Origin of the sequence: Streptomyces sp. P9-2B-2, assembly GCF_030406865.1 — a bacterium.
GTDB classification, from domain to species: Bacteria; Actinomycetota; Actinomycetes; order Streptomycetales; family Streptomycetaceae; genus Streptomyces; species Streptomyces platensis.
The window spans coordinates 631,511-656,643 of the sequence record NZ_CP129126.1 but is presented as its reverse complement, the minus strand read 5'-3'; the positions used below and the strand labels follow the sequence as shown (position 1 = coordinate 656,643).

General features: G+C 71.1%; 14 protein-coding genes. 8 read left to right on the top strand and 6 right to left on the bottom strand.

All coding sequences use genetic code 11. The annotated features are described in order from the left end of the window. Nucleotides 1–43 precede the first annotated feature (43 nt). Nucleotides 44–7,015 carry a non-ribosomal peptide synthetase gene (locus QT196_RS02960; RefSeq protein ID WP_290354279.1) on the bottom strand — a complete coding sequence of 2,324 codons (6,972 nt, stop codon included), beginning with the start codon at nucleotides 7,013–7,015 and terminating at the stop codon, nucleotides 44–46. Next, a complete protein-coding gene (locus tag QT196_RS02955) occupies nucleotides 7,012–8,217 on the bottom strand; it encodes a KamA family radical SAM protein (RefSeq protein ID WP_168477277.1) in 1,206 nt (401 codons plus the stop codon). Before QT196_RS02955 ends, QT196_RS02960 begins: the two co-directional genes overlap by 4 nt. Nucleotides 8,218–8,595: 378 nt before the next feature. Here QT196_RS02955 and QT196_RS02950 point away from each other — a divergent pair, with 378 nt between their 5' ends. From QT196_RS02950 to QT196_RS02920, 7 genes are all read left to right on the top strand, one after another. Further along, entirely contained in the window at nucleotides 8,596–9,846 is a 1,251-nt protein-coding gene (locus QT196_RS02950) for a hypothetical protein (protein WP_290354278.1), read from the top strand. After that, a complete protein-coding gene (locus tag QT196_RS02945; protein WP_168477273.1) occupies nucleotides 9,843–11,111 on the top strand; it encodes an aconitase/3-isopropylmalate dehydratase large subunit family protein in 1,269 nt (422 codons plus the stop codon). Before QT196_RS02950 ends, QT196_RS02945 begins: the two co-directional genes overlap by 4 nt. Nucleotides 11,112–11,114: 3 nt before the next feature. Further along, entirely contained in the window at nucleotides 11,115–12,203 is a 1,089-nt protein-coding gene (locus tag QT196_RS02940; RefSeq protein ID WP_168477271.1) for an isocitrate/isopropylmalate family dehydrogenase, read from the top strand. Further along, nucleotides 12,200–13,264, top strand: coding sequence for an agmatinase (gene speB / locus QT196_RS02935; protein ID WP_168477270.1), 1,065 nt, complete (start codon nucleotides 12,200–12,202; stop codon nucleotides 13,262–13,264). The genes QT196_RS02940 and speB overlap by 4 nt, the downstream gene beginning before the upstream one ends. Next, on the top strand, nucleotides 13,261–13,785 hold the full coding sequence (locus QT196_RS02930; RefSeq protein ID WP_168477268.1) for a 3-isopropylmalate dehydratase: 525 nt from the start codon (nucleotides 13,261–13,263) through the stop codon (nucleotides 13,783–13,785). The genes speB and QT196_RS02930 overlap by 4 nt, the downstream gene beginning before the upstream one ends. After that, on the top strand, nucleotides 13,782–15,389 hold the full coding sequence (locus tag QT196_RS02925) for an MBL fold metallo-hydrolase (protein ID WP_168477266.1): 1,608 nt from the start codon (nucleotides 13,782–13,784) through the stop codon (nucleotides 15,387–15,389). The genes QT196_RS02930 and QT196_RS02925 overlap by 4 nt, the downstream gene beginning before the upstream one ends. 131 nt (nucleotides 15,390–15,520) lie before the next feature. Then, the gene (locus QT196_RS02920; RefSeq protein ID WP_290354277.1) at nucleotides 15,521–16,204 is read left to right on the top strand and encodes a nitroreductase; all 684 of its coding nucleotides are present in this window, start codon (nucleotides 15,521–15,523) and stop codon (nucleotides 16,202–16,204) included. 243 nt (nucleotides 16,205–16,447) lie between these two features. Here QT196_RS02920 and QT196_RS02915 read toward each other — a convergent pair whose 3' ends face one another. The 3 genes from QT196_RS02915 to QT196_RS02905 form a co-directional block, all read right to left on the bottom strand. Beyond that, a complete protein-coding gene (locus QT196_RS02915; RefSeq protein ID WP_168477264.1) occupies nucleotides 16,448–17,152 on the bottom strand; it encodes a Clp protease N-terminal domain-containing protein in 705 nt (234 codons plus the stop codon). Between the two features lie 77 nt (nucleotides 17,153–17,229). After that, nucleotides 17,230–18,507 (bottom strand): cation:proton antiporter, encoded by a 1,278-nt coding sequence (locus tag QT196_RS02910; protein ID WP_168477262.1) that lies wholly within the window; start codon nucleotides 18,505–18,507, stop codon nucleotides 17,230–17,232. Between the two features lie 142 nt (nucleotides 18,508–18,649). Then, complete coding sequence (locus tag QT196_RS02905) at nucleotides 18,650–19,480, bottom strand: AfsR/SARP family transcriptional regulator (protein WP_266735175.1); 831 nt, start codon at nucleotides 19,478–19,480, stop codon at nucleotides 18,650–18,652. Nucleotides 19,481–20,396: 916 nt separating this feature from the next. On the opposite strand from QT196_RS02905, the gene QT196_RS02900 reads away from it, so the two are divergent. After that, nucleotides 20,397–24,200 carry a BTAD domain-containing putative transcriptional regulator gene (locus QT196_RS02900; protein ID WP_168477258.1) on the top strand — a complete coding sequence of 1,268 codons (3,804 nt, stop codon included), beginning with the start codon at nucleotides 20,397–20,399 and terminating at the stop codon, nucleotides 24,198–24,200. Between the two features lie 87 nt (nucleotides 24,201–24,287). On the opposite strand, the gene QT196_RS02895 is transcribed toward QT196_RS02900, so the two are convergent. Beyond that, nucleotides 24,288–25,037 carry a DUF2071 domain-containing protein gene (locus tag QT196_RS02895; protein WP_168477257.1) on the bottom strand — a complete coding sequence of 250 codons (750 nt, stop codon included), beginning with the start codon at nucleotides 25,035–25,037 and terminating at the stop codon, nucleotides 24,288–24,290. Between the last annotated feature and the right edge of the window lie 96 nt (nucleotides 25,038–25,133).

Below are 25,133 nucleotides of genomic sequence, written 5' to 3'. Positions count from 1 at the left end.
CCTTTCAGCGGGGACCGCTTCGCACCGGTCCCGGAATCAGCGCTCAGTAGCGCAGCTCGATGGTCAGGGGGGCCGGGGACTCCGCCGGCCGGGCATCCACGGCCTGGTCCAGCGGGGCATCGGGGTGATCGAGGAGCAGCCCCACGATCCGGAGGAAGGCCCGCCCGAGTTCGGCGAGGGTGTCGTCGTCGATACGGGCACGTGGCGCCACGATCTCGACGTGCAGGGTGTCCGCCTGCTCGGTGATGTCGAACCACAGCGGGGTGTGCGCGCCGAAGACCTCTTCCGTCCAGGCGGCCTCGGTGGTCCCCGTCCGGGGCTGGAGTGTCAGACCGATGTCGGCCAGCGGCGCGTCGGCGTCCAGCCCCAGCGCCCGGCCGATGTCTCCCGGCGGGATCCGCCGGTGGGCCAGCGCGTCGACAACCGAGTGGCGTACGGAGTCCAGCAGGGCGCGGAACGGCTCGCGGGGCTCGACATGGTCGCGGAGGGCGACCGTATTGATCAGCGGGCCGAGCTGCTCCTCCAGGACCCGCCCGTCCCGCAGTGACACCGGTGACATCACCACGAGGTCGGTCTGCCGGGTCAGGGCGAACAGAAACGCCTTGACGACGGCGTGCAGCCCCGCGAACAGCGTGGTCCGCGCGTCGGAGCAGAGCGCCTGGAGGGCGTGAGTGCGTCCGGCGTCCACCGTCACCCGGTGGCGACACCCGAGGAAGTCCCGGGGCCCGGACGGGTGTCCGATGCCCAGTGGTGTGAGATCGGGGCGGGTGCGGTGGGCTCCGGTCAACCGCCCGGTCCACCACGCGAGTTCCGCGCGCCCCTCCGGGCTCCGGAGGTAGTCGAGTTGCTGGGCGGCGATATCGCGGAACTGACGTGCCGGACGCCGGGGGGTGACGTCGCCCGCCCGCTGCGCCTGCCGGTCCTGCTGCCACCACCGGGTGAGCACGTCGCAGGACATGCCGTCCCACACGATGTGATGGGCGGTGACGACGGCGAGCGTCGACGCGTCCGGGCGCCGGACCAGATGGAGCCGGAACAGCGGGCCCTCGGTGAGGTCCAGCGGCCGGGCCGCCTCCTCGTCGAGGAGATTCCGCAGGTCCTCGGCCGTGGGCGAGCGGGACAGGTCGGTCAGCCGGAGCGCGTCCTCATGGCCGTGCGGACGGATCCGCTGCCGGGGGTGTGTGTCCGCCAGGGGGAAATCGGTGCGCAGGATCTCGAAGGACTCGACGAGCCGGGCGAACGCCGCCCGGTCGGCCGCGGGGTCCCACGGGGTGCCCAGGTCCAGGATCTCGGGTGTCGCCGCCGGTGTCCCCGGGGCCCGGAACTGGTCGAGCAGCCAGAACTCCGACTGCGCGGGCGACAACGGGTGGTCGCCGGAGACCGGGGCCGCGGGGAGCGGGTCCGGTCCGGTGGCGGGCTGCTCCTCCGCCGGGGTGCGGCGGGCGTCGATCAGCTCCGCCTGGCCCGCGAGCGTGGCATGCGTCAGCACGTCCTCCAGGCCGAGGACGACGCCCAGGTTCTCCTCCACCCTGGTCACCAGCGCCACGGCCAGCAGGGAATGGCCCCCGACGGTGAAGAAGTTGTCGTCGGGACCGAGGTCGCAGTGGCCGAGCAGCTCGCCCCACAGCTCCCCCAGCGAGGCCAGTGTGTCGGGCGCGCCGCCCGTGGCACCCTGGTCCGTCGTCGCCTCCGATTCGTCCTCGGCAGGGGACTGCCGGTCGCCGGAGTACCGGGCACGGAGCGCGTCCAGGTCCGCCTTCCCGTTGGCCGTGGTCGGCCAGTCGTCAACGGTGACGAAGGACGCGGGGATCATGGGCGCGGGCAGCAGCTCCTGGAGCCGTTGGCGCAGGGCGGGGATCCGCTCCCGGTCGCGGTCGTCCAGGTAGGCCACCATCGTCGGGGTGTCGTGGGGGCCGGTCCGGACGTCGGTCACGGCGTCGCCGGCCAGCAGCCCCGTGCTCAGGATCGCGGAGCGGACCTCTTCGAGTTCCACCCGATAGCCGCGGATCTTGACCTGGCGGTCCCGCCGTCCGACGAACACCAGGTCACCGGAGGGGAGGCGGCGGGCGAGGTCTCCGGAGCGGTACCACCTCCGGGAGGGGCGGCCGTCGTGGCCCCCGGCCCCGGGGTCGTCCGCGTGCACCCCGAAGACCCGGGCGGTCTCCTCTGGCCGGCCGAGGTAGCCACGGGCCACCGCGGGCCCGCTGATGACGATCTCCCCGACGCTGCCCTCGGGCACCAACTGCCCGTCCGTGTCCCGCAGTTCCACACTCATCGTGCCGATCGGACGGCCGATGTTCTGCATGTCGGACGGCGGCGCATCGGCCGCTTCGGGCGCCTCGGAGAGGTCGAGTCGTTTGAAGGTCGTGAAGACGGTGGTCTCGGTGATGCCGTAACCGTTGACCAGGTCCACCCCGGGCAGGTGTCCCGCGAAGCGCCGGACGGCCCCGGGATTGATGGGCTCGCCGCCGAATATCACGTAGCGCAGGGAGGTCGGCGCCAGTTCCGGGCGGCGGTCGAGTGCGTCCACCGCGCGCTCGAAGGTGCTGGGGACCTGGGACAGCACGGTCACCCGCTCCCGTACGAGGACCGGGAGCAGCTTGCGCGGGTCCCGGCGCGTCGCCTCGGGAATGATCACGACCCGGGCGCCGCGGGAGAGCGGCAGATGGAGTTCCCAGACGGAGAAGTCGAAGGCGAACGAGTGCGTCGACGTCCAGACGTCGTCGTCCCGGAAGTCGAACGGCCAGCCGCCGGCCCACAGCAGCGCGAGGGCGTTCCGGTGCTCCACCATGACACCCTTGGGCGTGCCGGTGCTGCCGGAGGTGTAGATGACGTACGCGGGGTCGTCCGGGCCGGCGGCCGGGGTGAGATCGGCCGCCCCCTCACCGTCGTCGGACAGCTCGGGTGCGTCATCGAGGGCGAGCACGGGGAGCCACTCCACGCCCTCCGGACGGCAGCCCTGCTCGTGACCGTCGACGACCAGCAGGACCGGCCGGGCGTCTTCTAGTACGGCGCGGCTGCGTGCCTCGGGGTGGGCCGGATCGATCCCGAGGAAGGCGCCGCCCGCCTTGAGGACCGCGAGCTGGATGACCGGCACCCGCTCGGAGCGCTCGACCGCGTAGCCGACCATCTTCCCAGGGGTCACGCCGAATTCGTCGCGAAGCCGGCGGGCGAGCCGGTTCGCCCGGCTGTTGAGTTCCCCGTAGGTGAGGACCCGGTCCTCGCACACCACCGCGGTCCGCTCGGGAGTGAGCCGGGCACGGCGCTCCACCGCCGTGTGGAGCAGAACCGGCTCCGCCGGGGCGTCAAGTGCCGAGCGGGCCACGGCGGCCGCGGTCGCGCCGCCGGAGTGCGGAAGCGCCGCGATCGTGCGCGACAGCCCGGCGAGCCAGCGCTCGATCGTCGTGCTCGTGAAGAGGTGGGAGTCGTACTCGATCTCGCCGCGCAGCCCGTCCTCGTCCTCGACAAAGGTGACGATCATGTCGAGCTTGCCGACGCCGCGGTCGACATCGACCCGGCGGGCGCTGGGCTCCCCCCAGACGGACTCCGTCCGGGCCCCGGGCGCGTTCTGGAGGACCAGCATCACGTCGAACAGGGCCGAGCGTTCGGGGTCGCGCACCAGGCCGAGGTCCCGTACGAGGAGGTCGAGAGGGTATTCCTCGTGGGCGAACGCCTCCAGGGCGGTCGACCGGACCTGGGCGAGCAGCTCCTCGGGCGATGCCTCCGGGTCCACGGCGACCCGTAGGGCCACGCTGTTGACGAAGGAGCCGAGGACGTCTTCGAGGTCGAGGTGCGGGCGCCCGGCCACCGGGGTACCGACCACCAGATCGCGCTGGCCGGTGAGCCGGTGCAGCCATGCGGAAGTGGCGGTGAGCAGCGCCATGAACATGGTGGCCCGGTTGCCCCCGGCCCACGACCGCAGGGCGTCGGTGACCTCGGGATCGAGCGCGAAGCGCTGCACGTCGGCGCCGGGGACCTTCGCGGAGCCGCGCGGGGCGTCCAGCGGGAGGCCGAGGGCCGGCAGCGGTCCGGCCAGCCGGTCGGTCCAGAAGCCGCGCATCCGCTGCCCCGCCGGACCGGCCAGCCGCGCCTGTTCCCAGGCGGCGTAGTCGCGGTACTGGAGGCGGGCGGGCGGCAGTTCGGCCGGGCCGTCCCCGGTGGCGAGGGCCCGGCACCGGGCCGCCAGCTCGGTGAGCAGCAGCGTCAACGACCAGGTGTCGCTGATCAGATGGTGGATCACCAGGTACAGCACGGTGCCCCGGTCGGGTGTCCGCTCCGTATCGGCCGGGGTGATCAGGCCGAGCCGCAGCAGGGGCCCGGCCTCGGTGTCGAACGGCCGCTCGCTCACCGCCCGCAGATGGCGCGACGGGTCGGCCGCCGCACCGACCTCCACGGGCACCCAGCCGGGTTGCGGGGGCCGGATGCGCTGGAGGAGTTCGCCGTCCTCCAGCGCGAACGTGGTGCGGAGAATCTCGTGACGCACGGTCAGTTCGTCCAGCGCCGTGCGCAGGACGGCGGGGTCGGGGACCTCGGCCAGCTCGATGCCGACCGCGATGTTGTACGCCGAGGACGTGGCGTCGAAGCGGCTCGTGATCCAGTGGCGGAGCTGGCTGTGGGAGGCCGGGGCCGTCTCGGCCGGAGGCGTGGGCGCGAGGCGGGCGACCCGGCACGAGGCGTGGTCGCAGTCCCGGATCACCGCTGCCTGGGCGCGGATCGTGGGGTGCGCGAAGATGGTGATCACGTCCAGGCGCCCGCACAGGCTCGCTGCCGCGCGCGTTGCCACCCGAGCGGCGTCCAGCGAGGTGGCACCCCGGGCGATCAGATCGTCGTCCGGGCCGCTCGCCGCACCGTTCAGGACCTCCCGCCACAGGGCGGCGAGGGTGTCCTCGACCGACGCGGACGGGGAGGGGAGCGGGCCCGTCGCCGAGTCGTCCGCACGCGCCGGGGAGGTGGTCGGGAGGGCCTTGACGTCGACCTTGTCGTGCACGGTCCGCGGGAAGGCGTCCAGCACGTGGACGGCCTCGGGGACCATGGTGGACGGCAGGAACTCGGCCAGGTGGGTGCGGAGTTCGCCCGGATCGGGCGGAGCCGATGACGCGTCGTGCGTCACCCAGGCGATCAGCCGCTCGCTGCCCGCCTCCGACGCGCCCTCGCCCACGGTGCGGACGAGGGCGTCGTCCACGGCGGGGTGGCGGCGCAGCACGGCCTCGATCTCGGCGGGCGCGATCCGCTGCCCGCGGACCGACAGTTCGTCGTCGAGCCGCCCCAGGAACTCCAGATTCCCATCGGCGCGCCACCGGACCCGGTCGCCACTGCGGTAGAGCAACTCCGGCCCCGCGACCGGACGTTGCACAAAGCGCTCGTCGGTCAGCTCGGTGTCGTTGAGGTAGCCCGCGGCGAGACAGCGGCCGCGGACGAAGAGTTCACCCGGCACCCCGAGCGGCGTGAACCGTCCGTGACGGTCGAGCACGGCGACCCCGGTCCCCGGGATCGGACGGCCGACGGGCACCGGCTCGCGGACCGGTCCGACCGAGCAGTCGAACGAGGTGACATCGACACAGACCTCGGTCGCTCCCCAGCCGTTGAGCAGATGAGCACCGCCGCGGCGGCCGGCGACCTCCTCGAACAGCTCGACCAGCCAGGGGTGCAGGGTCTCGGCACCGGCCAGCACCCACCGCAGCGACGAGACCGCGGAGAAGAGGCCGAGCGTGGAGACGTGTTCCAGCAGGCTGCGCAGGGGAGAGGGCACCAGGTCGACGACGGTGACGCGCCGGCGCTCGATGGCGTCGAGCACCCGGGCCGGGTCGCGCTCGTGGCCGGTGGGCAGGAACCAGACCCGCCCTCCGACCGGCAGCAGACGGAACATCTCGCAGACGGCGGGGTCGAACGACAGCGCCGTCCGCCCGAGCGACACATCCTCCGGGCCGAGGCCGAGGCGGTCGATGAGCCACCGCTGACGGTTGACGAACGACCGGTGGCGGACCAGGACACCCTTCGGCTTGCCCCGGGAGCCGGAGGTGAACATGAGGTACGCGAGATCGTCACCGTGCAGCTTCGGGCGGTCCCCGACGGCGTCGGCCGATCCGAGGTCTTCGAGGACCAGGGCGGGGCGGTCCGCCGTGAGCGCGGCACGCCCGGCCCGGGTGGTGACGACCAGCCGCACCCCGGCGGCCGCCAGGAGTTGTTCCCGGCGGGCCGCCGGCAGTGTGGGGTCGAGCAGGAAGAATGCGCCGCCCGCGGTGAGCACGCCGAGGGCCGCGGTGAGCACCGCGCACGACCGCTCGGCGACGACGGCCACGACCTCACCCCGCGCGATCCCGTGGGCCAGCACGGCCCCGGCCACCCGATCGGAGCGCTCCACGAGTTCCTCGTACGTGAGGCTCTCCGCGTCGCAGGCCGCCGCGACCCGCTCGGGGTGCCGACCGGCCGCGTCCCGGATGAGCTCATGGATCGTGGTCTCCGCCGGTACCGGGGACGGTTCGCCCGTGAGCCGCTGCCGCTGGATATCGGTCTCGCCCGGGGAGAGCACGGGGAGTTCGGCCAGCTCCTGTCCGGGGTGGGCGGTGCCGGCGGCGAGCACGCGGGTGACCGCCTCGTGGAGACCGCGACCGGACGCGTGCGGGTGGTCGAGGACGAGCGTGGGATCGGCGCCCTGCCGCACGGTGAGTTCGCCCCGCCCCGCGGGCCGGGCACCGGCGTCCGGGCCGAGGTCATCGGGGTCGGCGACCTGGACGGTCCAGCGCCCCGCGGGCCGTGGGGCCGGGAGTTGGCCGGCGAGCCCGGTGCGCACCTGCGCGAAGGTGGCCGAGGGGGCACAGTCCACGACGACCCGGTGCACCGCGGCGGTCCCGGGTGCCGCGTCCGCGGGGGCGGCCGTGATGTCCAGGGCGAGTTGATCCCGGTCCTCGTACCGCCCGAGCACGACCACGGCGGCCGCGAGCACCTCGTCGACGGAGTGCCGGACACCGTCACTTTCTGGGGCCTGGACGGCGGGCCCGGAGTGCACCGAGCTCATACCTCGAAGCCCTCCGCGTCTTCGGCCGGCGTCTGCGGGGCGGACAGCCGGTCGGACACCGTGGGCACCTCGGTGGGCGCACGGTGCGATTTCGGCCCCCGCAGCGGCGGAGTCGTCCCCGACCGGTACCCCGACGGGCCGTGGTACTCGGAGACCTCGCCCGCCCAGTTGCGCAGGACCGCCCGCTCCGGCGACAGGCTGAGCAGGTAGTTGGGACCGACCGGGATCTTCCCGCCGCCACCGGGGCTGTCGACCACGTAGGTCGGGACCGCGAAGCCGCTGATGTGTCCGCGCAGCCCTTCGATGATCTCGATGCCCTTGGTGACGCTGGTCCGGAAGTGGCCCGCGCCCCGCACCGAGTCACATTGGTACAGGTAGTAGGGACGCACCCGCATACGGACGAGCTCGGTGCACAGCCGGCGCTGGACCTCGACGCTGTCGTTGATCCCCGCGAGCAGGACCGTCTGCGCGCCGAGGGGGACACCGGCGCTGGAGAGACGGGAGCAGGCCTGGGCGAGTTCCGGGGTGAGTTCGTAGGGGTGGTTGACGTGGATGTTCAGCCAGATCGGGTGATTGTCCGCGAGCAACTTACAGAGGTCGTCGTCGACGACGAACGGGTTGAAGACCGGGGCCCGGGTGCCGATGCGTATGATCTCGACATGCGGAATCGCCCGGAGTTCGGTGATGATTTCGGCCAGCCGGTTGCGTGCCATTGACAGCGGGTCGCCGCCGGTGATCAGAACATCGCGTACCTGTGGCGAATCCCGGATATACCGGAGTTGCTCCGCCCAGTCCGAGTGGCTGTAGTTCTGCTTTCCGTCGCCGACGAACCGGCTGCGGGTGCAGTAACGGCAGTAGGACGTGCAGGAACTCGTAACGAGCATCACCAGCCGGTCGGGATATTTATGAATGATCCCGCGCACCGGCTCGTGCTCGATCTCCGAGTTGGCATCGGGAAGCCTTCCGTCGAAGGCCTCCATTTCCCGTGAGCTGGGGATGACCTGGAGACGCAGCGGGCAGTGCGGGTCGTCCCCGTCGATCAGGCTGAGGAAGTACGGGGTGATGTCCACCCGGAACAGGTCGTCCCCGCCGAGTGCCGCCTCCTCGTCCTCGGTGAGCTTGATGACGTCGCGCAGCTGCGAAGGGCGCCGCAGCCGGTGGGTCATCTGCCATCGCGGATCACTCCACTCGGCCTGGGGCACGTCCTCCCAACGCGGGTGACGAGCGCTCGTTCCGTTTTCTATGCCGATTGACACCTGAAACCTCCGGCCGCATCCGGACGAGATTGCCGGCAAGGGGAATTTGCCGGGCAATGGGACTGACGATGACCGTTGCTGTCCCGAGCTCCACCAGAACACAGTCCTGACGGCTGTTCAAGAGCATCCGAATTATCCTTCAGGCGGTCCGTCAGCTGCCTTTCAGGCATCGTTTAGGTCCCGTTTAGGGTGGGCTTTAGATTCCCCTCGGAACACTGGTGCACCGGTGATCCGATCTGTTACACCAGCACTGCACGTTGCTTTTCTTTTCGGTCGGCGGACCGATGTCAGGCTGTCTGGCCGGTCTCGATTAGAGGTGGAGTGATGTCTGGGAGCGTCGAGGAATTGTTCACCTGGAATCCGCGATCACGCGGAATTACACACGTCGGGATCGAGGACGACAGTCTGCGGGACGGTTTGCAGGGTGCTTTTGTGCACCATCCCTCCGTCGAAGTGAAGAAAACGCTGGTCGAGTCCGCCGCGGCGATCGGGGTCGAGGCGGCCATGCTCGGCTTTCCGTCGAGCTCAGCGGGCGCCCTCGCGGAGGCCGCCGAACTCGTCGAACACCTCGACCGCCGCGGTCTCCCGATGGTGCCGCGCTTTCTGGCGCTGGCCGACCCGGCGAGCATCGCCCCGATCAGCCGGCTCAACCGGGGCACCGACCGCGATGTGTGGGCCGACTTCTTCGTCGGATGCAGCCCGCTGCGGCGGCGGGTCGAGGGCTGGACCCTCGACAGCGTTCTGGAGCGCATCACGGCCGCGGGATCGGCGGCCCGGGACGACGGCACGAGGTTCGGCGTCAGCCTGGAGGACGCCACACGTACGCCGCCCGAGGAACTTGAACAGCTGGTCCATGTGGCGGTCGGTGCGGGCGCGGAGGTGCTCACCGTCTGCGACACGGTCGGGGAGTCGACCCCCGAGGGCGCCGCGCAGATCGTGCGGGCGGTGCGGGCGGCCGTACAGCGCGCGCTGGCCGGCCTGCCGTCCGGCAACCACGGCGCGGCGGTGAAGATCTGGTGGCACGGCCACGACGATCGCGGGCTCGCGGTGGCGAACGCCATCGCCGCCGCCGAGGCCGGGGCCGACACCATCAGCGGCGCCTTCCTCGGCCTGGGGGAGCGAGCGGGGAACACCGCGCTCGAATCGGTGCTGATGTACCTCTACCAGGCCGGACACCAGGGTTACCGGATGGACCGGGTGGTCGAGCACTGCCGCCGCCTCGCCGAGGCGACGGGCTCCCCGGTGCGGCGCAATGCGCCCCTGATTGGTGATCAGGCCTTCGCCACGTGCACGGGGACCCATGTCGCGGCCCTGGTGAAGGCCCGGCGCTGGGGGCGGGAGGCGGAGGACCTGGTGTTCTCCAGTGTGCCCGCCGCCGTGCTCGGACGCACCCAGTCGATCATGGTCGGGCCGACGAGCGGGCGGGCCGCCGCCCGTGAGGCGCTCGCCTCGGTCGGGGCCCCGGTCGATGACGTCAACGTCGACGCGGTGCTGGCACGGGCGCACGCGCACGACCGCTGGCTCGAACCGTCGGAGATCCGTGAGCTGCTCGAAGTGAGGGGAGTCTCCGCATGATTCCGCAGACCATGACCCACAAGATCCTCGCCCGGGCCGCGGGCCGGGACCATGTCGTCGCCGGGGAGATCGTCGAGGTCGGCATCGACATGGCGTTCACCCACGACCCGGTGTGCGAGGGTCTCCGCCGCGAGTTCCGCGACGCGTTCGGCCCGGACGCGACCGTGTGGGACCCCGAGCGGATCGCCCTCTTCGAGGACCATCTCGTACCCGCCAAGGACGCCGAATCGCGCCGACTCGCCGCCGGCATGACCCAGTTCGCCACCGAGCAGGGCATCACACACCACTACCCGTACGGCGAGAACTACGGCATCTGCCACGTGATGATGTGCGACGAGGGACTCGTCCAGCCCGGGACCGTGGTGCTCGGCACGGACTCGCACTCGGTGACCTATGGGGCGTTCAACGCCTTCGGCTCCGGCGTCGGCATGATCGACATGGTCAACGCCTTCTACACCGGCGATCTGTGGTTCCGGGTCCCGGAGAGCATCGAGGTCCGGATCGAGGGCGAACTCCCGCCGGGCGTCCTGGCCAAGGACGTGATCCTGACCCTGATCGGCGACCTCGGCATGGGCGGCGCCTCGGGCCGGTCGATCGAGTTCACCGGCTCCACCATCGACACGATGTCGGTCGAGGAGCGGATGACGCTGTGCAACATGGTCGTGGAGGCCGGCGCGGTCAACGGCATCATGGCCCTGTCGCCCGCCGCCGCGGAGTATCTGGCCGCACGGCCGCGGACCGTCCCGTACGAGCCGGTGACCAGCGACCCCGGTGCCCCGTTCGCGCGCCGCCTGGAATACAGCGCCGAGAAACTGCGCCCCGCCGTCGCCTATCCGCACCGGCCGGACAATGTGCACTCGATCGACGAGGCGATGGCCGACCACATCCGGGTGGACCAGGTCTACATCGGGTCCTGCACCGGAGCGAAGTACGACGACATCGAGGTGGCCGCCGCCGAGCTGGCCGGGAAGCGGGTGGCGCCCGGAGTACGGCTCATGATCGTGCCGGCCACCATGGGGATCTACCGCCGGCTGGCCCTGTCCGGCACGATGTCGACGCTTCTCGCCGCCGGGGCGGTCGTCGAGTCGCCCGGCTGCAAGGCGTGTTACGGCGCGCACGGCGGGGTCGTCGGCGACGGTGAGGTCTGCCTGTCCACGACCAACCGCAACTTCCGGGGGCGGATGGGCAATCCCAAGTCGTCCGTCTACCTGGCATCGCCGATCGTGGCCGCACGCAGTGCGCTCGCCGGCCGGATCACGGAGTAGCCGATGACGCCGACAACGAAACCGACGGTGCTCGTCCTTCCCGGTGAAGGGATCGGGCCGGAGGTCGTGGGCGCCGCGCGCCACGTCCTGGAACACGTCCTCGACCGCGCCGGACTGGACGCCACGATCCGCGAACACGCGGTGGGGCTCCCGGCGTACGAGCGCACCGGACAGTGGCTGCCCGACGCGGTGCGCGACGAAATCGACCAGGTCGCGGCGACACCGCACGGCGCGGTCCTGTTCGGCGCGACGGCCGACGAACCGATCGGCGAACTGCGCAGCCGCTACGACCTGTTCGCCAACCTCCGCCCGGCCCGCCCGCTGCGCGCGCTGCGCGATGTCTCGCCCCTCCGGCCGGAACGTCTCGACGGTGTCGACCTGCTGCTCGTGCGCGAACTCGTGTCGGGCGTCTACTACGGGCGACGCCGGACGGGGGTCGACGCGGGCCAACGGTGGGCCGGGCAGGAGATGTACTACCGCGAGGACGAGATCCGCCGCATCGTGCGCTGCGCCCTGGAGCACGCCGAGGCCCGGCGCCGCCGCCTCACCCTGGTGCACAAGGCGAACGCCATCCCCGACGTCTTCGGACTGTGGCTGGAGGTCCTCGCCGAGGAGGCACCGGCCTTCCCGGACGTCGAGGTCCGGGACATGTACGCCGACACGATGGCGATGCAGATGGTCCTGCGCCCGGCCGACTTCGACGTCATCGTCACCAGCAACCTGCTCGGCGACGTGCTCTCCGAGATCACCGGTGCGGTGTGCGGCTCGCTGGGGCTGCTCCCCTCGGCCACCCTGAGCCCCACCGGGTTCGCGCTGTACGAGCCGGTCGGCGGCACGGCCCCCGACCTCGCCGGCACCGGACACGCCAACCCGCTCGGCACGATCGCTTCCGTAGAGCTGATGCTGCGTCACACCTTCGGCGCCCCCCGATGGGCGGACCACCTGGCCGACGGCGTCGAGCGGGCGGTCGAGTCGTGCCGCACCCCCGACATCGCCGGACCGGGCAGCGCGCCCTGCACCACCAAAGAGATGGCCGCCGCGGTCTGCGACGCGTTCGACGCCGTGGTGGCGGAGGAGGAAACCCAGCGATGACCCCATCCACGCCAGGCGGGCCGGGCGGACCCGCCGCCGACGCACCACAGGACTACGACGACGCGGTGCGCCGGGCCGACTACCGCGGGGTGTTCGGCCCGGAGACCTCGTTCCTCGGGCTGCCACGGTGCGAACAGAGCCCCGCCGGGTACGCGGGCGCCGACGTGGTGATCCTCGGAGCGCCCTTCGACGGCACCACGTCCCACCGGCCGGGCACACGGTTCGGCCCGCAGGCCATCCGCCGGACCGACTACCTGCCGCACGTCCCCTACCGGCCCCATCTCGGCCTCGGGGTCGACCCGTTCACCGAACTCAAGATCGTGGACGCCGGGGACGTGCCCACCCCTCCGGGAGAGACCGAGCGGGCCCACCAGCTCCTTGAGCGCACGGTGAGCGAGGTCGTGGCCGCGGGAGCGATCCCCTTCACACTCGGCGGCGACCACAGCATCGCCTGGCCGACGATGCGCGGGATCGCCTCCCGGCGCGGCCCCGGGACCTTCTCGGTGGTCCACTTCGATGCCCACGCGGACATCGGGGACACCAGCGACTTCGGAGCGGAGTACGGCCACGGCACCGTCATGCGCCGGCTCCTGGAGTCCGGCACCGTGCCGGGTGACCGGTTCACCCAGATCGGGCTGCGCGGGTACTGGCCCGGGCCGCGCACGCTCCAATGGGCGGCCGGGCTCGGGGTGCGCTCGCTCACGATGTCGGAGCTGCGCTCCCGCGGCCTCGACACCTGCCTGGACGACGTCCTCGACCAGATCGGGCCCGGCCCGCTGTATCTGACGATCGATATCGATGTCGTCGACCCGGGCATGGCCCCGGCGACGGGGACGCCCGAACCGGGCGGACTGACCAGCCGCGAGCTGCTTGACGCCGTCCGGACCTGCGCCCAGCGCGTGGACCTCGTCGGCGCGGAGATCGTCGAGCTCTCGCCGCCCTACGACGGGCCGGGGGAGATCACGGCCTATCTCGCGAACCGGATTGTGCTGGAGGTGCTGTCGGGGATGGCGTGGAAACGCCGCGCCGCGTCGGCCGGGAACGAAGGGTTGCCGTCATGATCATCAGTGGCCTCGCCTACGGAGTGGGGGACTTCGTGGACACCGACGTGATGAGCCCGGGACGTTACGAGCCCTACGAGGGGCCGGATCAGCTCGCCCGGATCGCACTCGTCGACTACCCGGCAAAGACGCCGTTCGTCGACCCGGACACCGGCACCTCCCCCTTCAAAGTGATCTTCGCCGGGACGGAGTTCGGCTGCGGTTCCAGCCGGGAGACCGCCCCGCAGGCGCTGCACTACGCCGGCGCCCGCATCGTGATCGCCAAATCCTTCGGCAACATCTTCTTCCGCAACTGCGTCAACATGGGCCTGCTGCTTCCCGTCGTCATCGACCACGGCTTCGACGAGTCGATCACCGGTGCACCGGTCAGTGTGGACGTCTCCCGCCGGGTCGTGACCTGCGCGGACCGACAGATGGAGTTCGCCGACCTCGGAGCCCTTCAGGGCATCGTCGACGGCGGCGGCCTCACCCCCTACACCCTCGACCGAGTCCGGGCCGGACAGGGAAGGCGCGTCCGATGAATACGATCCCGAACACCCGGCAGCCCGTCTCGCTGCGCTCCGACGTCGTCGTCGAGCCCCTGATCGACCACTGGTACGCCTGGTCGCACCTGCTCTCGCCGGGCACCGCGGCCCGCAATATCGCCCGCCGCCAGCTGCCCATCATGACCTCGTACCTGGAAGCACCGGCGGTGCACCAGCGGTCCTCCCGGACACCGGCGCTGGCCGGCGGCCCGTTCATGGACCTCGGCGGCGACCGCTCGGCGGATGTCGAAGCCCTGATCGCGGACACCCGGCGGCGGGCCGCCCGGCTGCTCGAATTCGACACCGCGGTGGACACACTTCAGGACCTGCTCGCGAAGGCCGCCCCGGGCGCGCCACTCGAAGAGCTCTACCCCCTGGTGCCGGAGCCGCTCCAGGGCTATGTGGAGCTGGTCTACGACCTCCAGGACAACGCCTCGTTCCGGCTGATCGAGGCCCTGCTCTACCGCAGCGACTACGCCTCTACGGACGGTCAGTCCCTCGCGCTGGAACCCCTCCGGGCCGACCGCCGCCCCTTCGCCCTCTCCACCCCCCGTCTCGCCACCGACGAGCGGACCGTGCTGCCGGTGCCCTTCCACCACCCCGGCGTCGACGTCATGTTCTCGACGCTGCGCACCCCACGGCCGCTCGGCGAGGTCGCGGACGCCCTGGAGCTCACCTCCGACACGGCCCGCAAGCTGGCGCCCTACTTCACCGCGGCCGACGCCCCGGCGAAGGCCACCCGCAGGGAGCCGGTCACGGAGCCGCGCATCCGCTACCTCGGACACGCCTGCGTCCTGGCCGAGAACGACCAGGGCGCGATCCTGGTGGACCCCCTGCTGCCGCCCGCGTTCCCGGGCGCCGGGCCCCGCCTGGTCGACAGCGATCTGCCCGATTACATCGACCACGTCCTGATCACCCACGGGCACCAGGACCACTTGGTACTGGAATCGCTCCTCCGCCTGCGCACCCGGATCGGCACGATCGTCGTGCCCCGGTCGGACGCGGGATCGCTTCAGGACCCGTCGCTGCGGCTGGCGTTGGAGGCCGCGGGCTTCCCCCGGGTGATCGAACTCGGCGAGCTTCAGCAGATCGAGACGGCGATGGGCCGGCTCACCGCCGTCCCCTTCTTCGGTGAGCACGGCGACCTCGCCATCTCCAAGTCCGCATGGCTGCTGGAGTCCGACGGCCGGTCCGTCCTCTTCGCCGCCGACACCTCCACGATCGACCCCGCGGCGTACGCGCATGTGCGGCGGGCCATCGGCAAGGTCGATGTGCTCTTCCTGGGCATGGAGTGCGAGGGCGCCCCGCTGACCTGGCTCTACGGGCCCCTGTTCACCCACGAGCCCGCACGTGAGATGGCCGTGCGCCGGCGCCTGAACGGCAATGACGACATCGGCGCCATGGCACTCGCCGAGGCCCTCGGGTGCGACCGGGCCTACGTCTACGCCATGGGCCACGAACCCTGGGTGTGGTACCTGACGACCACGACCTTCGACGAGAACGCGGCGCCGGTGCAGGCTGCCGAACGGTTCGTGGCGGCCTGTCGCGGCCGCGGAATCGAGGCACAGCGCCTGCACGGTTCCTGCGACCTGCCGTGGTGAGGGGCGCTCCTTCTCCCGCCTCGTCCTGCCCCGCCCCGCGGGCCTGACCCGTCGGTGAACGGACCGTCCGTGCCCGGCCCGGATCGTCGTGGAGACCGATCCGTGGCACGCACCCACAGAAAGGAGTGCTCGTGACTTCTCTCGAAACCTCTCTGGAGCCACTTGTGGCCGAGCGGCTCATCCGTGGCCGGCGCGCGGTCCGTGCCTACCGGCCCGATCCGGTACCCGACACCGTCATCACCTCGGTCTTCGACCTCGCGGCCGCGGCCCCCTCACACTCGAACACCCAGCCCTGGTCGGTCGACGTCGTCAGCGCCGGGGCCCGCCAACGGCTCGGCGAAGCACTGGTCCAAGCCGCCGAATCGGGCAAGCCGAGCCCCGATTTCCCGCTGCACCCCTACACCGGGGCCGCCGCGGAACGCAGTTATGCGGCCGGCGCGATCATGCACGAAGCACGGGGCATCGCCCGGAGCGACCGCGCCGGGCGGCGGCGGGCGTTCCTGGAGGGGCTGCGCTTCTACGGCGCGCCCCACGTGGCCCTGCTCTCGGTCCCCGCCGACGCGGACGAGCGCATGACCGCCGACCTCGGCATCTACGCCCAGACCCTGATGCTCGCCATGACAGCCCACGGCGTCGCCAGCTGCCCGCAAGGCGTCCTCGGCTTCTACGCCGACGCCGTACGCTCCGTCCTCGGCCCCTCCACGGACAAGCTGCTCTTCGGCATCTCCTTCGGCTACCCCGAGCCGGGGGCGGCGGCCACCATGCCGGTCATCCCCCGCGCACCGCTGGCCGAGACGACGCGCTTCCACGAGTGAGGGGCCGGCCCCTGCTCACCTCTGCGAAGCCGGGGAGGTAACTGCGGCTTGCGATCGCATGTGTCTCGCCTTGGATCTGGCCCTTTACTGACGGCTTCGACATGAGTCGTAGTGCACGGCTGCGGCTCACCCACACAAGGCTTTTGGCGCCGACGGGCGGAAGGTTGCCGGCACGAGCCCACCATCCCGTGTCAGGGAGGAAGGCTGTGCCGGCCCGGTTCTCCGCGGTGACTGCCCCTTTCGCTACCGCTCGTCGCGCGTGGCGGACCGTTGGGCGACCTCGGTCTTGACCGTCTCGCGCAGCTCATCTGACGTGAAGCCGAGGGTGCGCAGGATCTGCGCGGCGGGGCTCTCCTCGGCGCGGATCAGGCCCAGCAGGGTGTGTTCCGTGCCGACCCAGTCGTGGCCGAGGTCGGCCGACGCGCGGCCTGCCTGCTCGATGGCCTCCTTGCTCTCCGGCCGGAACGCGATGTGCCCCCGCAGCGCCTTCTCGCCGGCCGGCGGCAGCGCTTCCTCGATCGCGTCGCGGATGCGCTGCTCCGACCCGGTCTTCGCGAGCAGCACCTCATATGCCAGGCCGCGCGGTTCGCCGAGCAGGCCGAGCAGCATGTGTTCGGTGCCGATGAAGTCGTGCTTATGCGTTCGGGCGGCCTCCTGCGCCAGCACGATGCTGTGCCGGTTGAGCTCGGTGTACCGCTCGAAGGGGCCGGGCGCGTGACGTTGCTGGGCGGCCTGCTTGGACACCCCGATCGCGTCGCCGATCTCGGTCCATGACGCGCCGGTCTGCTTGGCCTTGCTGACGTAGTGGTCGATGAGCTGGTCACCGAGGTCGGACAGGGTCTGGGCGCGCAGTCGCGCCTCGCTGATACGGGCCAGTTCGTTGGCTTCGGGGAGCTCCTCGTCGAGACGGGCGATCAGGTCGGCGAGGCTGATGTCGAGTGGGCTCATGCGTCAACTTTAAGTTGACGCATGAGGGTCGTCAAGTAGTAGTTGACGCTCGATGTGTCCCCCCTGGAGGTGGCGAACTACGGTCGCCCCGCCTGAGGTTGCTCCCGCTCCTCGACCGGCGCACTGGGCACCGGCACCCGCGCTCCGAGTGCTTCCTCGTCCTTCATCGACGAGCCGATGCTGGAGCGCAACAGCGGCCCCGAGGCGACCGTGGTCACGACGGCCATCACGACCATCAGTGAGTAGAGGTCGGGATCCAGGAGCCCCATGGAGAGGCCAACCATCAGCAGCACCAGTTCGGTCAGGCCACGCACGTTCATCAGCGTGGCGAGCCCCAGGGCCGACCGGTGGTCGAGGCGGGCGGCCCGGGCACCGCTGTAGACGCCGAGGAGCTTTCCGCCGCACGCGACGAGCAGGATCAGCAACAGCTCGCCGATCGCGTCGGCGTCGAGGTGCGAGAGGTCCACCCGGAACCCGGCGACCACGAAGTAGATCGGCATGAGGAAGGACGCCAGCGGCTCGACCGAGGTGCCCAGCCCCTCCCGGAAGCCACCGCGCAGCCCGGTGCGGGGGACGACGAGGCCGAACAGGAAGGCCCCGAAGATCAGGTGCAGCCCCATCCACTCGGTCGCGGCGCCGGAGGCGAGCACACCGGCCATCACGAGCAGCACGGTCGCGCGCTGCGGGAGCCGGTTCACGAGACGGCTGCTCAGCAGCCGCGGGACCACGAACACCATGATCGCGGCGTAGGGGAGGAGCAGGAGCAGCCGCCAGGAATGCCCGTCCGCTCCGACGGTGGCCACGACGACGGCGAGCACCGTCCAGGCGATCACGTCGCCCACCGCCGCCAGCGCCAGCGCGAGTCCGCCGACCCGGCTGTTGAGCAGGCCGTGGTCGACGATGATCCGTGCGAGGACGGGGAAGGCGGTGACGGCCATGGCCGTACCGAGGAATACGACGAACGCCGTGGGCTGGCTGCTCGGGTGTGCGTCGAGCAGCCAGAGCGCGAACAGCGACCCGAGCCCGAACGGCACCACGAGCGCCCCGACGCCGAGCCAGCCCATCGTGCCCGCCTGCTGACGTATGACGCGCCGGTCGAACTCCAGCCCCACCAGGAACATGAACAACGCCACGCCGACATTCGCGAACGCGCCGAGCAGTGGACGGATGTCGGTTGGGAAGAGCGTGTCGGTGAGCCGGCCTCCGAAGAGGGTGGGGCCGAGGAGCACACCGCCGACGATCTCCCCGACCACCGAGGGCTGGCCCAGGCGGCGTGCGAGGGCTGCCATCCCCTGGCAGACGAGGACGAGTACGGCGAGGGCGAGCAGCATCGAGCTGGCGTCCGGGGCGTTCATGGTGCCGCCGGAATGGTGCGGAGGGGAAAGGTGACCACGGTTTCTCTTTCCTGTGGCGCGAGGCCGGCGCAGCGGAAAGGCTGAGCGGCGCTCTCAACTGAGGGCCGGTGGCCCCGGAAAAATATTGCCGGTGTCGAACTCATCAACAGAAGGAGGGGGTCGTCGGAGTTCCCGAAGGCCGTAGGTCGCTGACGCGTGACGCCACGGCGGACGCAATGACCCGCTTGGCCCGGCTGACGTCGTCGGACAGGACGATGTCCTGCATCATCCGGAGATCCCCGCCAGGATTGATACCGAGTTCGCCGGCGAGTGTCTGGCGGGCCCGATGGAAAATCCGGAGGGATTGCGCACGGTGGCGCGACAAGAAGAACGCCAGCATCAACTGCTGGTACAGGATCTCGTTCAGCGGATACCGCGTCAGATGCAGGGAGAGGAAGTCGATCACCTCGTGACACAGGCCCGCGCTGAGCTGTGACCATGCGGTCAGCTCGATGCAGTCCGTGCGTGACTGCTCCAGCCACGAGTCGAAGCTGCCGAGGATGGGCCCGGCGTAGGCCCCGCCCAGCAGTGTGCCTCGGCAGAGGGAGAGCCCGGATTTCCAGTCGCGGGCCGCGGCCTTGTAGTCACCATTCACCATGTTGCGGTGGCCGTCGATCCGGTGGCGATGAAACAACTGGAGGTCCAGCTGCTCACCATGGAGACGCATCAGATAGCCCGGGAATTGACTCCATATCACGTCGTCCTGGGACTTGTTGCCGAGTTGCTGGCGCAGTTTGGAGATGTGTACGTAGATCGCGTCGCGCGCCCGTTGGGGCGGCTGAGCCCATACCTCGCCGATGAGGTCGTCGACGGTGACAATGCTTCCCGCCTTCACGAGAAGAGTGGCGAGGATAATTGATAAGTTCCGGGATCGAATGGGTCGAGGTTCACCATTAATGACCAGGCGGAGCGGCCCGAGAATTGCATAGTGCACGGAACTGGACCCTTCACATCACATGCCCGACGATCATGGGGAATCGGCACTGAAGAGGCGCTTGTTGACATCGCGTCAGCGTCGGAGGGCCGATCTGCTTGCTCCAAGGGGGACGCCGGAGGGCGGCCGTGGACTTCCTGCGGGTGCGCCTCCTGAGAGACGCGCTACCTTGACCGGCCGGGTCGCCGTCGCGACCGGCGCCGCCGGCGGGACCCACGGCCAAAGGGGCCACCGGGGTCCACGCGGCCCGCCTGCCCCAGGTCGTCGACCTCGCCCGTCCATGACCGCAACCCTAGGCAGGCCACAGCCGCTTGCGGGACTCCGGAGGGTGGCCGTGCGACACCTAGGGTGTGTCTTTCGGATCACCCCGGGGCCGCGACGTCTGGCACGGCACCTCGCGGCGTTGTCGCCTCACCCGAGTACGCCCAGTACGCGGCAGAGGCTCCGCCTTGCGATGCACCGCACCAGGCGCCGCGGCCTGATCCGGGCTGATCCAAAAGACACGCCCTAGGTTCGTGGGATTCACAAGCAATCCGTTACGCATCCGACCGATACTCCTTCTCCGTTGCGAGGCGGCCTTGGCGAAGGTCTGTCCAGCGGGTGACCGCGAAGGCGCCGGCACCGCGGGCTCCGACCACGGCCTCCCGTTCGGGGTGGTTTCCGATCACTGGCATCCTGCGGCATCCCCCTTGCCGCGCCCTGGTCGGGACGCTGCCGGATTCCTGCCACTTCCTGAGAGGAATTTGGCCATCCTGGCCGAAATTCCTGCGGGTACCTTGCCGTTCGCTCCTTGGCGGCGACGAAGATCTTGGAACGCCTCATCCTCTGTGTAAGGCTCCGGTTCGGACGGGCACCGGCCGCACTGCGCCACTAGCCCGTCGGCACGATCGCGCGTGCGAGAACGATTGGGACCGATATGCCTTCATCCCTGACGCCGAAGCACCCCACCTCGGCCCCCGAGGCCGAGCCGCACGAAACCCCCCTCCTACTGAGCGTTCTGGGCCCCATGTCGGCGCGCCACGACGGCCATGACCTCCCTCTCGGTCCGCCACGCCGCAGGGCCCTGCTCGCCCTGCTCCTCATACGCCTGGGGCGGGTGGTGCCTACGGAACTGCTCATCGAGGAGCTGTGGGGCGAGGAACCCCCGCGTCAGTCCGTCGCCACGCTCCAGAGCCATATCTCCCACCTGCGCCGCGTACTCCAGCCGGCGTCCGGGCCGGACCGCCCCACCGTGCTGCGCCACCGCGCGCACGGCTACGTCCTGGAACTCGCCCCCGAACAGATCGACGCCTGCCGCTTCGAGCGCCTGGTCGCCGAAGGGCGGCTGCTGCTGGAACGACGCGACCCACGCGCCGCACGCGACCGGTTCACGGCCGCCCTGTCACTGTGGCGGGGCTCGCCCTATGCGGAGTTCGACGGCCACCCTCCGCTCAGCGACGAGAGTTCGCGTCTCGAAGACGTCCGGCTCACCGCCGTGGAGTCCTGCGCGGAGGCCCAACTCGCCCTCGGAGAAGCCCAGGAAGTGGCCGCGGACCTCGACCGCGAGGCACGCCTCCACCCGGCGCGCGAACGCCTGGTCGGCCACTTGATGACGGCCCTGTCCCGGCTCGGTCGGCAAGCCGAGGCGCTCGAAGCGTACGAACGGACCCGCGTCCACCTGGAGGAGGAGTTCGGCGTGGGCACCGCCGCCGAACTCCGCCGGGTCCGGACCGCGATCCTGCGCCAGGAGCCGGGGGCGGGCGGGCCCACGGCGGGGCTCATGACCGGATCCGTGACCGGGTCCCTGACCGGACCCCTCACCCGGCCCGCCGCCGGGCCGCGCCCCGGTAGCCCCGGACCGGCCGGGCCCGCACTGCCGGCCACGGCGCTCGGGGGTGCCACAGAGAACGACGGCGAAGGCACACAGGGGGCGGAGGAGCGCCCACCGTGTGCGGCACAGGAGCCCGAGCGGCCGACGGCGGCCGAGGCATTCGGTGGGATCGGCGGCGGAACAGCCGCTCCGGACGAGCGCTCCGCAGCCGAGGAGGCCGGGACGACCGGGACGCAGGCGGACGGGCCTGCCAGGGGCCCGGGACACGCACACCGGCCGACGACAATCACCGCGTACTCACAGCCGACCACCACGCCGCCGACCACCACGCCTACGCGGCCAGCCACCGAAAACTCGCGCTCGACCCACAACAACTCGCGCTCGACCACCGAGAGCTGGCAGTCAACCACCGAAAACTGGCCTTCACCCACCGAGAATTGGCAGCCGCCCTCCAAGAACTGGCAATCACCCACCGCCAATGCGGACGAGCACCCACGTCCCACGCCACCGGATGCCAAGACCCCCGAGTACGACCCCAACACCGAGTCCTCCCGCCCCGTGTGCGGCAGTCCGGGCGCCCAGTCGCCGTTCACCGGCCGCAGCGAGGAGTTACAGCGGCTGACCGCCGCGGCGGCGAGCGCGCTCGCCGGGCACGGTCACGTCGCGGGCGTCCTCGGCCCCGCCGGCGTCGGCAAAACCCGGCTGCTCCTTGAATTCGCACTCCGGCTGGGAACCCCCCAAGCAGGCCGGAAGGGTGCCGACGAGGACGCCTCCGGCCTGGAGGTGATCTGGAGCCACTGCTTCCTGGGCGAGGGCGTGCCACCGTACTGGGTCTGGACCCAGATCCTCAGACGACTGTCCACGACCCGCCCGGACGCCTTCCGCGCGGCGGCGGAACCGTTCGGCACCCTGCTCGCCCCGCTGCTGCCCGAGCGCGCCGACCGGCCCGGTGGCCCGGCCCCGGAATCCGACTGGGGCCGGGCCCGGTTCCTCACCCACGACGCGGTCTGCGAAGTTCTGCTCGCCCTCGCCGCCCAGCGCCCGCTCGTCCTGCTCATGGAGGACCTGCACTGGGCCGACACCGCCTCCCTCGACCTCCTGAGACTGCTGAGTACCCGCAGCCAGGGCCATCCGCTCGGCATCGTCCTGACCGCCCGTGAGTACGAGATCGAGTCCGACGCCACGCTGCGCCGCATGCTCTCCGAGGTCCTGCGCGGCCCCCGGACCGAGACCCTGCGGCTCGGCGGCCTGTCCCGCCACGCCGTCGCCGCCCTCGTCGGGCCCGGTGTCGACGCGAGGGTCGTCGAGGTGCTGCACCGGCGCAGCGAGGGCAACCCGTACTTCGTCATGCAGCTCCTCTCCCTCCTGGGCGACGCGCGGAGCCTGCGGCGGCCCGACGCGGTGGATGTGCTCCTGACCCGTGTCCCGACGGGCGTCCGCGAGGCCCTGCACCAGCGCTTCGCCACCCTCCCCGATACGGTGCTGCGCGTGCTGCGGCTGTGCGCCGTCATCGGCACCGAGATCGACACCGACCTGCTGGAACGCACCGCCACCGAGGACGAACCGGTCACCAAGGCACTGGAGTTGGCGATCCGGGCCGGGCTGCTCGGCGAAGACCGCCACCACCCGGAACGGCTCCACTTCACCCACGCCCTGGTCCAGGAGACGCTCATCGACGAGCTCGCCCGCGAGGACCGGCAGCGGCTGCACGCGAGAGTCGTCGAGGGGATATCGACCCGCAGACTCGGGCAGCTGGCGGACGAGGAGATCGAGCGGATCGCCCATCACGCCTGGCATGCCAAGAGCGCACTGCCGGCGGCCGACACGCTTCCCCTGCTGCTGCGCGCCGCCGAGCAGGCCGAACAGCAACTCGCCTACGAACAGGTGGAGACCTGGCTGCGCCGCGCGGTCCACCTGGTCGGCCTGCTGCCGCCCGGCGACCCCTCGGCCGCGTCCCTGAACCAGCGGCTGCACATACAACTCGGCCAGGTGCTCGCCACCACCCGGGGCTACGGCCACGCCGAGGCCGAGACCGCCCTCGCCCGCGGCTGGGCCCTCAGCGCGGCCGCCCGCTCTCCCGAAGACCCGTCGGTGCTCTGGGCCCTGTGCGCGGCGTATATCGTCACCGGCCGCTACGACGCCTCACGCCAGTTCTCGCATCTGCTCCGGGACCTCGCCGACGGGACCGGCCAGCCCGTCGCGGTGCTCGGCGCGGCCTACGGCGAGGGCATCGTCCTCCACGTCCGCGGCCAGTTGCGGCAGGCGCTCGCCGAACTGGAGCACGGCGTCGCCATGGCGGACGGGTACGCCAACGAGGGCCACTCCCTGGCCCGTACCTTCCAGCACGACCCCCGTGTCTCCTGCCGCTCCTACGACACCTTCACCCGCTGGCTCCTGGGCGACCGCACGACCGCCACGGCACGCCGCCGCGAATTGCTGCGCCTCACCGAGTACGACAGCAGGCCCTCCGACCGCTGCTTCGCCCTCTACGTGGACGCGGTCGTGGCGGCCTGGGAAGACGATGCCCGTACGGCCCGCTCCTCCGGCGCCGAAGGAGTCCGCCTGGCGGATGAACACGGACTGCTCTACTGGAAGGGCATGCTGGGCGTGCTGGAAGGCTGGGGCCGGACCCACTGCGGACAGGAGGACGGCCTCACCCTCATGCACTCTTCCCTGGCCGAACTCCGCAACTCCAGAACCTACTTGCGCCGCCCCCTCCACCTGGGCCTCCTCGCCCAGGCCCAGCATCACGCCGGACGGACCGAGGACGCGAAGACGACCTTCCGCGCTCTCCTCGCAGCCGTCGGCCAGAGCAACGAACACGTCTACCTCCACCCCGATCTCCCCGCCACCCGTCTCCTCCACGACCTCCTGGGCCGTGGCGCCGCGGAGTCGGTGGCGACCGGGTGAGCAGGGGACGCCGGCCCGACCCGGGCCGGCGTCCGCACGCCGCCGTCGTCGGCGTAGCGGCACGTGCCTTCAGCCAGGGAAACGGGCTCAGGCGCCCGGGGTGGGGCGGCCGAACGTCACCGGGACACCGGGGGAGTACAGCACACTGAGCGGCTGCCCCAGCGGCGTGGACAGGCCCGCCGCCGCGATCAGGTTCTCGTCGAGGTGCAGCAGCTCCGCCCGGTGCAGCGGCCAGCGCGGATGGGCGTTGTGCAGATACGACGGCTGCCCGTGAAACGTGTGGTGCAGGCCCCAGCGCGCGGTCAGAAAGTGTTCGAGTGCGGTGGGCGCTGTCACGGGAGCGCCCTTCCGCACGGTGATCCGGCAGTGCGCCCCGCGCGGACCGGGCCAGCGCCGGGTGCTGGCGTAGCTGACGGTGTCGCCGTCGTGCCGGACCGACATCCGGGACCACAGATACGGCAGCCGGACCACGGATCGCGCGAAGGCCACGGGTATCAGCCGGGAGGCGTCCAGGGACCGGAAGACCACCCCGCGCCGTCCGCTGCCGTCCACCGAGTAGAGACGGACATTCGTCTCCGGGAAGGTGCCGAGGTAGGGGATGCCCGGAAGCTTGAACCATCCGACCCGATGCATCCGGAACGCCACCAGCCCGACGTAGGTGGCCCCGTCGAAGGTGTCCGGAACCGTCCCGGCCGGCAGCAGCGGAGCCACCTCCGCCGGATCAACGGCCCAGTGCAGGAACGCCAGATCGAGCCAGCTCTGGGTGAGCAGGACCGGCGCGAGGGAGTGCGGCGGCTCCGCGGTGACGGGCTCCGGCGCAGCGAGTTCGGACAGCACGGCGCCATCGTGGCAGACCGTCCGGCGCGGACCGCCCCCGGGCTACGCACCAAGGTCCGACCGGCGGCCGTACGTCGGGTGACACAGCGCCGCAGC

What these genes read in the sequence shown, in the direction of transcription:
- QT196_RS02945 (WP_168477273.1), top strand. Translation starts at nt 9,843, where the DNA reads ATGATTCCGCAGACCATGACCCACAAGATCCTCGCCCGGGCCGCGGGC.
- speB (WP_168477270.1), top strand. Translation starts at nt 12,200, where the DNA reads ATGACCCCATCCACGCCAGGCGGGCCGGGCGGACCCGCCGCCGACGCA.
- QT196_RS02940 (WP_168477271.1), top strand. Translation starts at nt 11,115, where the DNA reads ATGACGCCGACAACGAAACCGACGGTGCTCGTCCTTCCCGGTGAAGGG.
- QT196_RS02960 (WP_290354279.1), bottom strand. Translation starts at nt 7,015, where the DNA reads ATGAGCTCGGTGCACTCCGGGCCCGCCGTCCAGGCCCCAGAAAGTGAC.
- QT196_RS02950 (WP_290354278.1), top strand. Translation starts at nt 8,596, where the DNA reads ATGTCTGGGAGCGTCGAGGAATTGTTCACCTGGAATCCGCGATCACGC.
- QT196_RS02925 (WP_168477266.1), top strand. Translation starts at nt 13,782, where the DNA reads ATGAATACGATCCCGAACACCCGGCAGCCCGTCTCGCTGCGCTCCGAC.
- QT196_RS02900 (WP_168477258.1), top strand. Translation starts at nt 20,397, where the DNA reads ATGCCTTCATCCCTGACGCCGAAGCACCCCACCTCGGCCCCCGAGGCC.
- QT196_RS02915 (WP_168477264.1), bottom strand. Translation starts at nt 17,152, where the DNA reads ATGAGCCCACTCGACATCAGCCTCGCCGACCTGATCGCCCGTCTCGAC.
- QT196_RS02930 (WP_168477268.1), top strand. Translation starts at nt 13,261, where the DNA reads ATGATCATCAGTGGCCTCGCCTACGGAGTGGGGGACTTCGTGGACACC.
- QT196_RS02910 (WP_168477262.1), bottom strand. Translation starts at nt 18,507, where the DNA reads ATGAACGCCCCGGACGCCAGCTCGATGCTGCTCGCCCTCGCCGTACTC.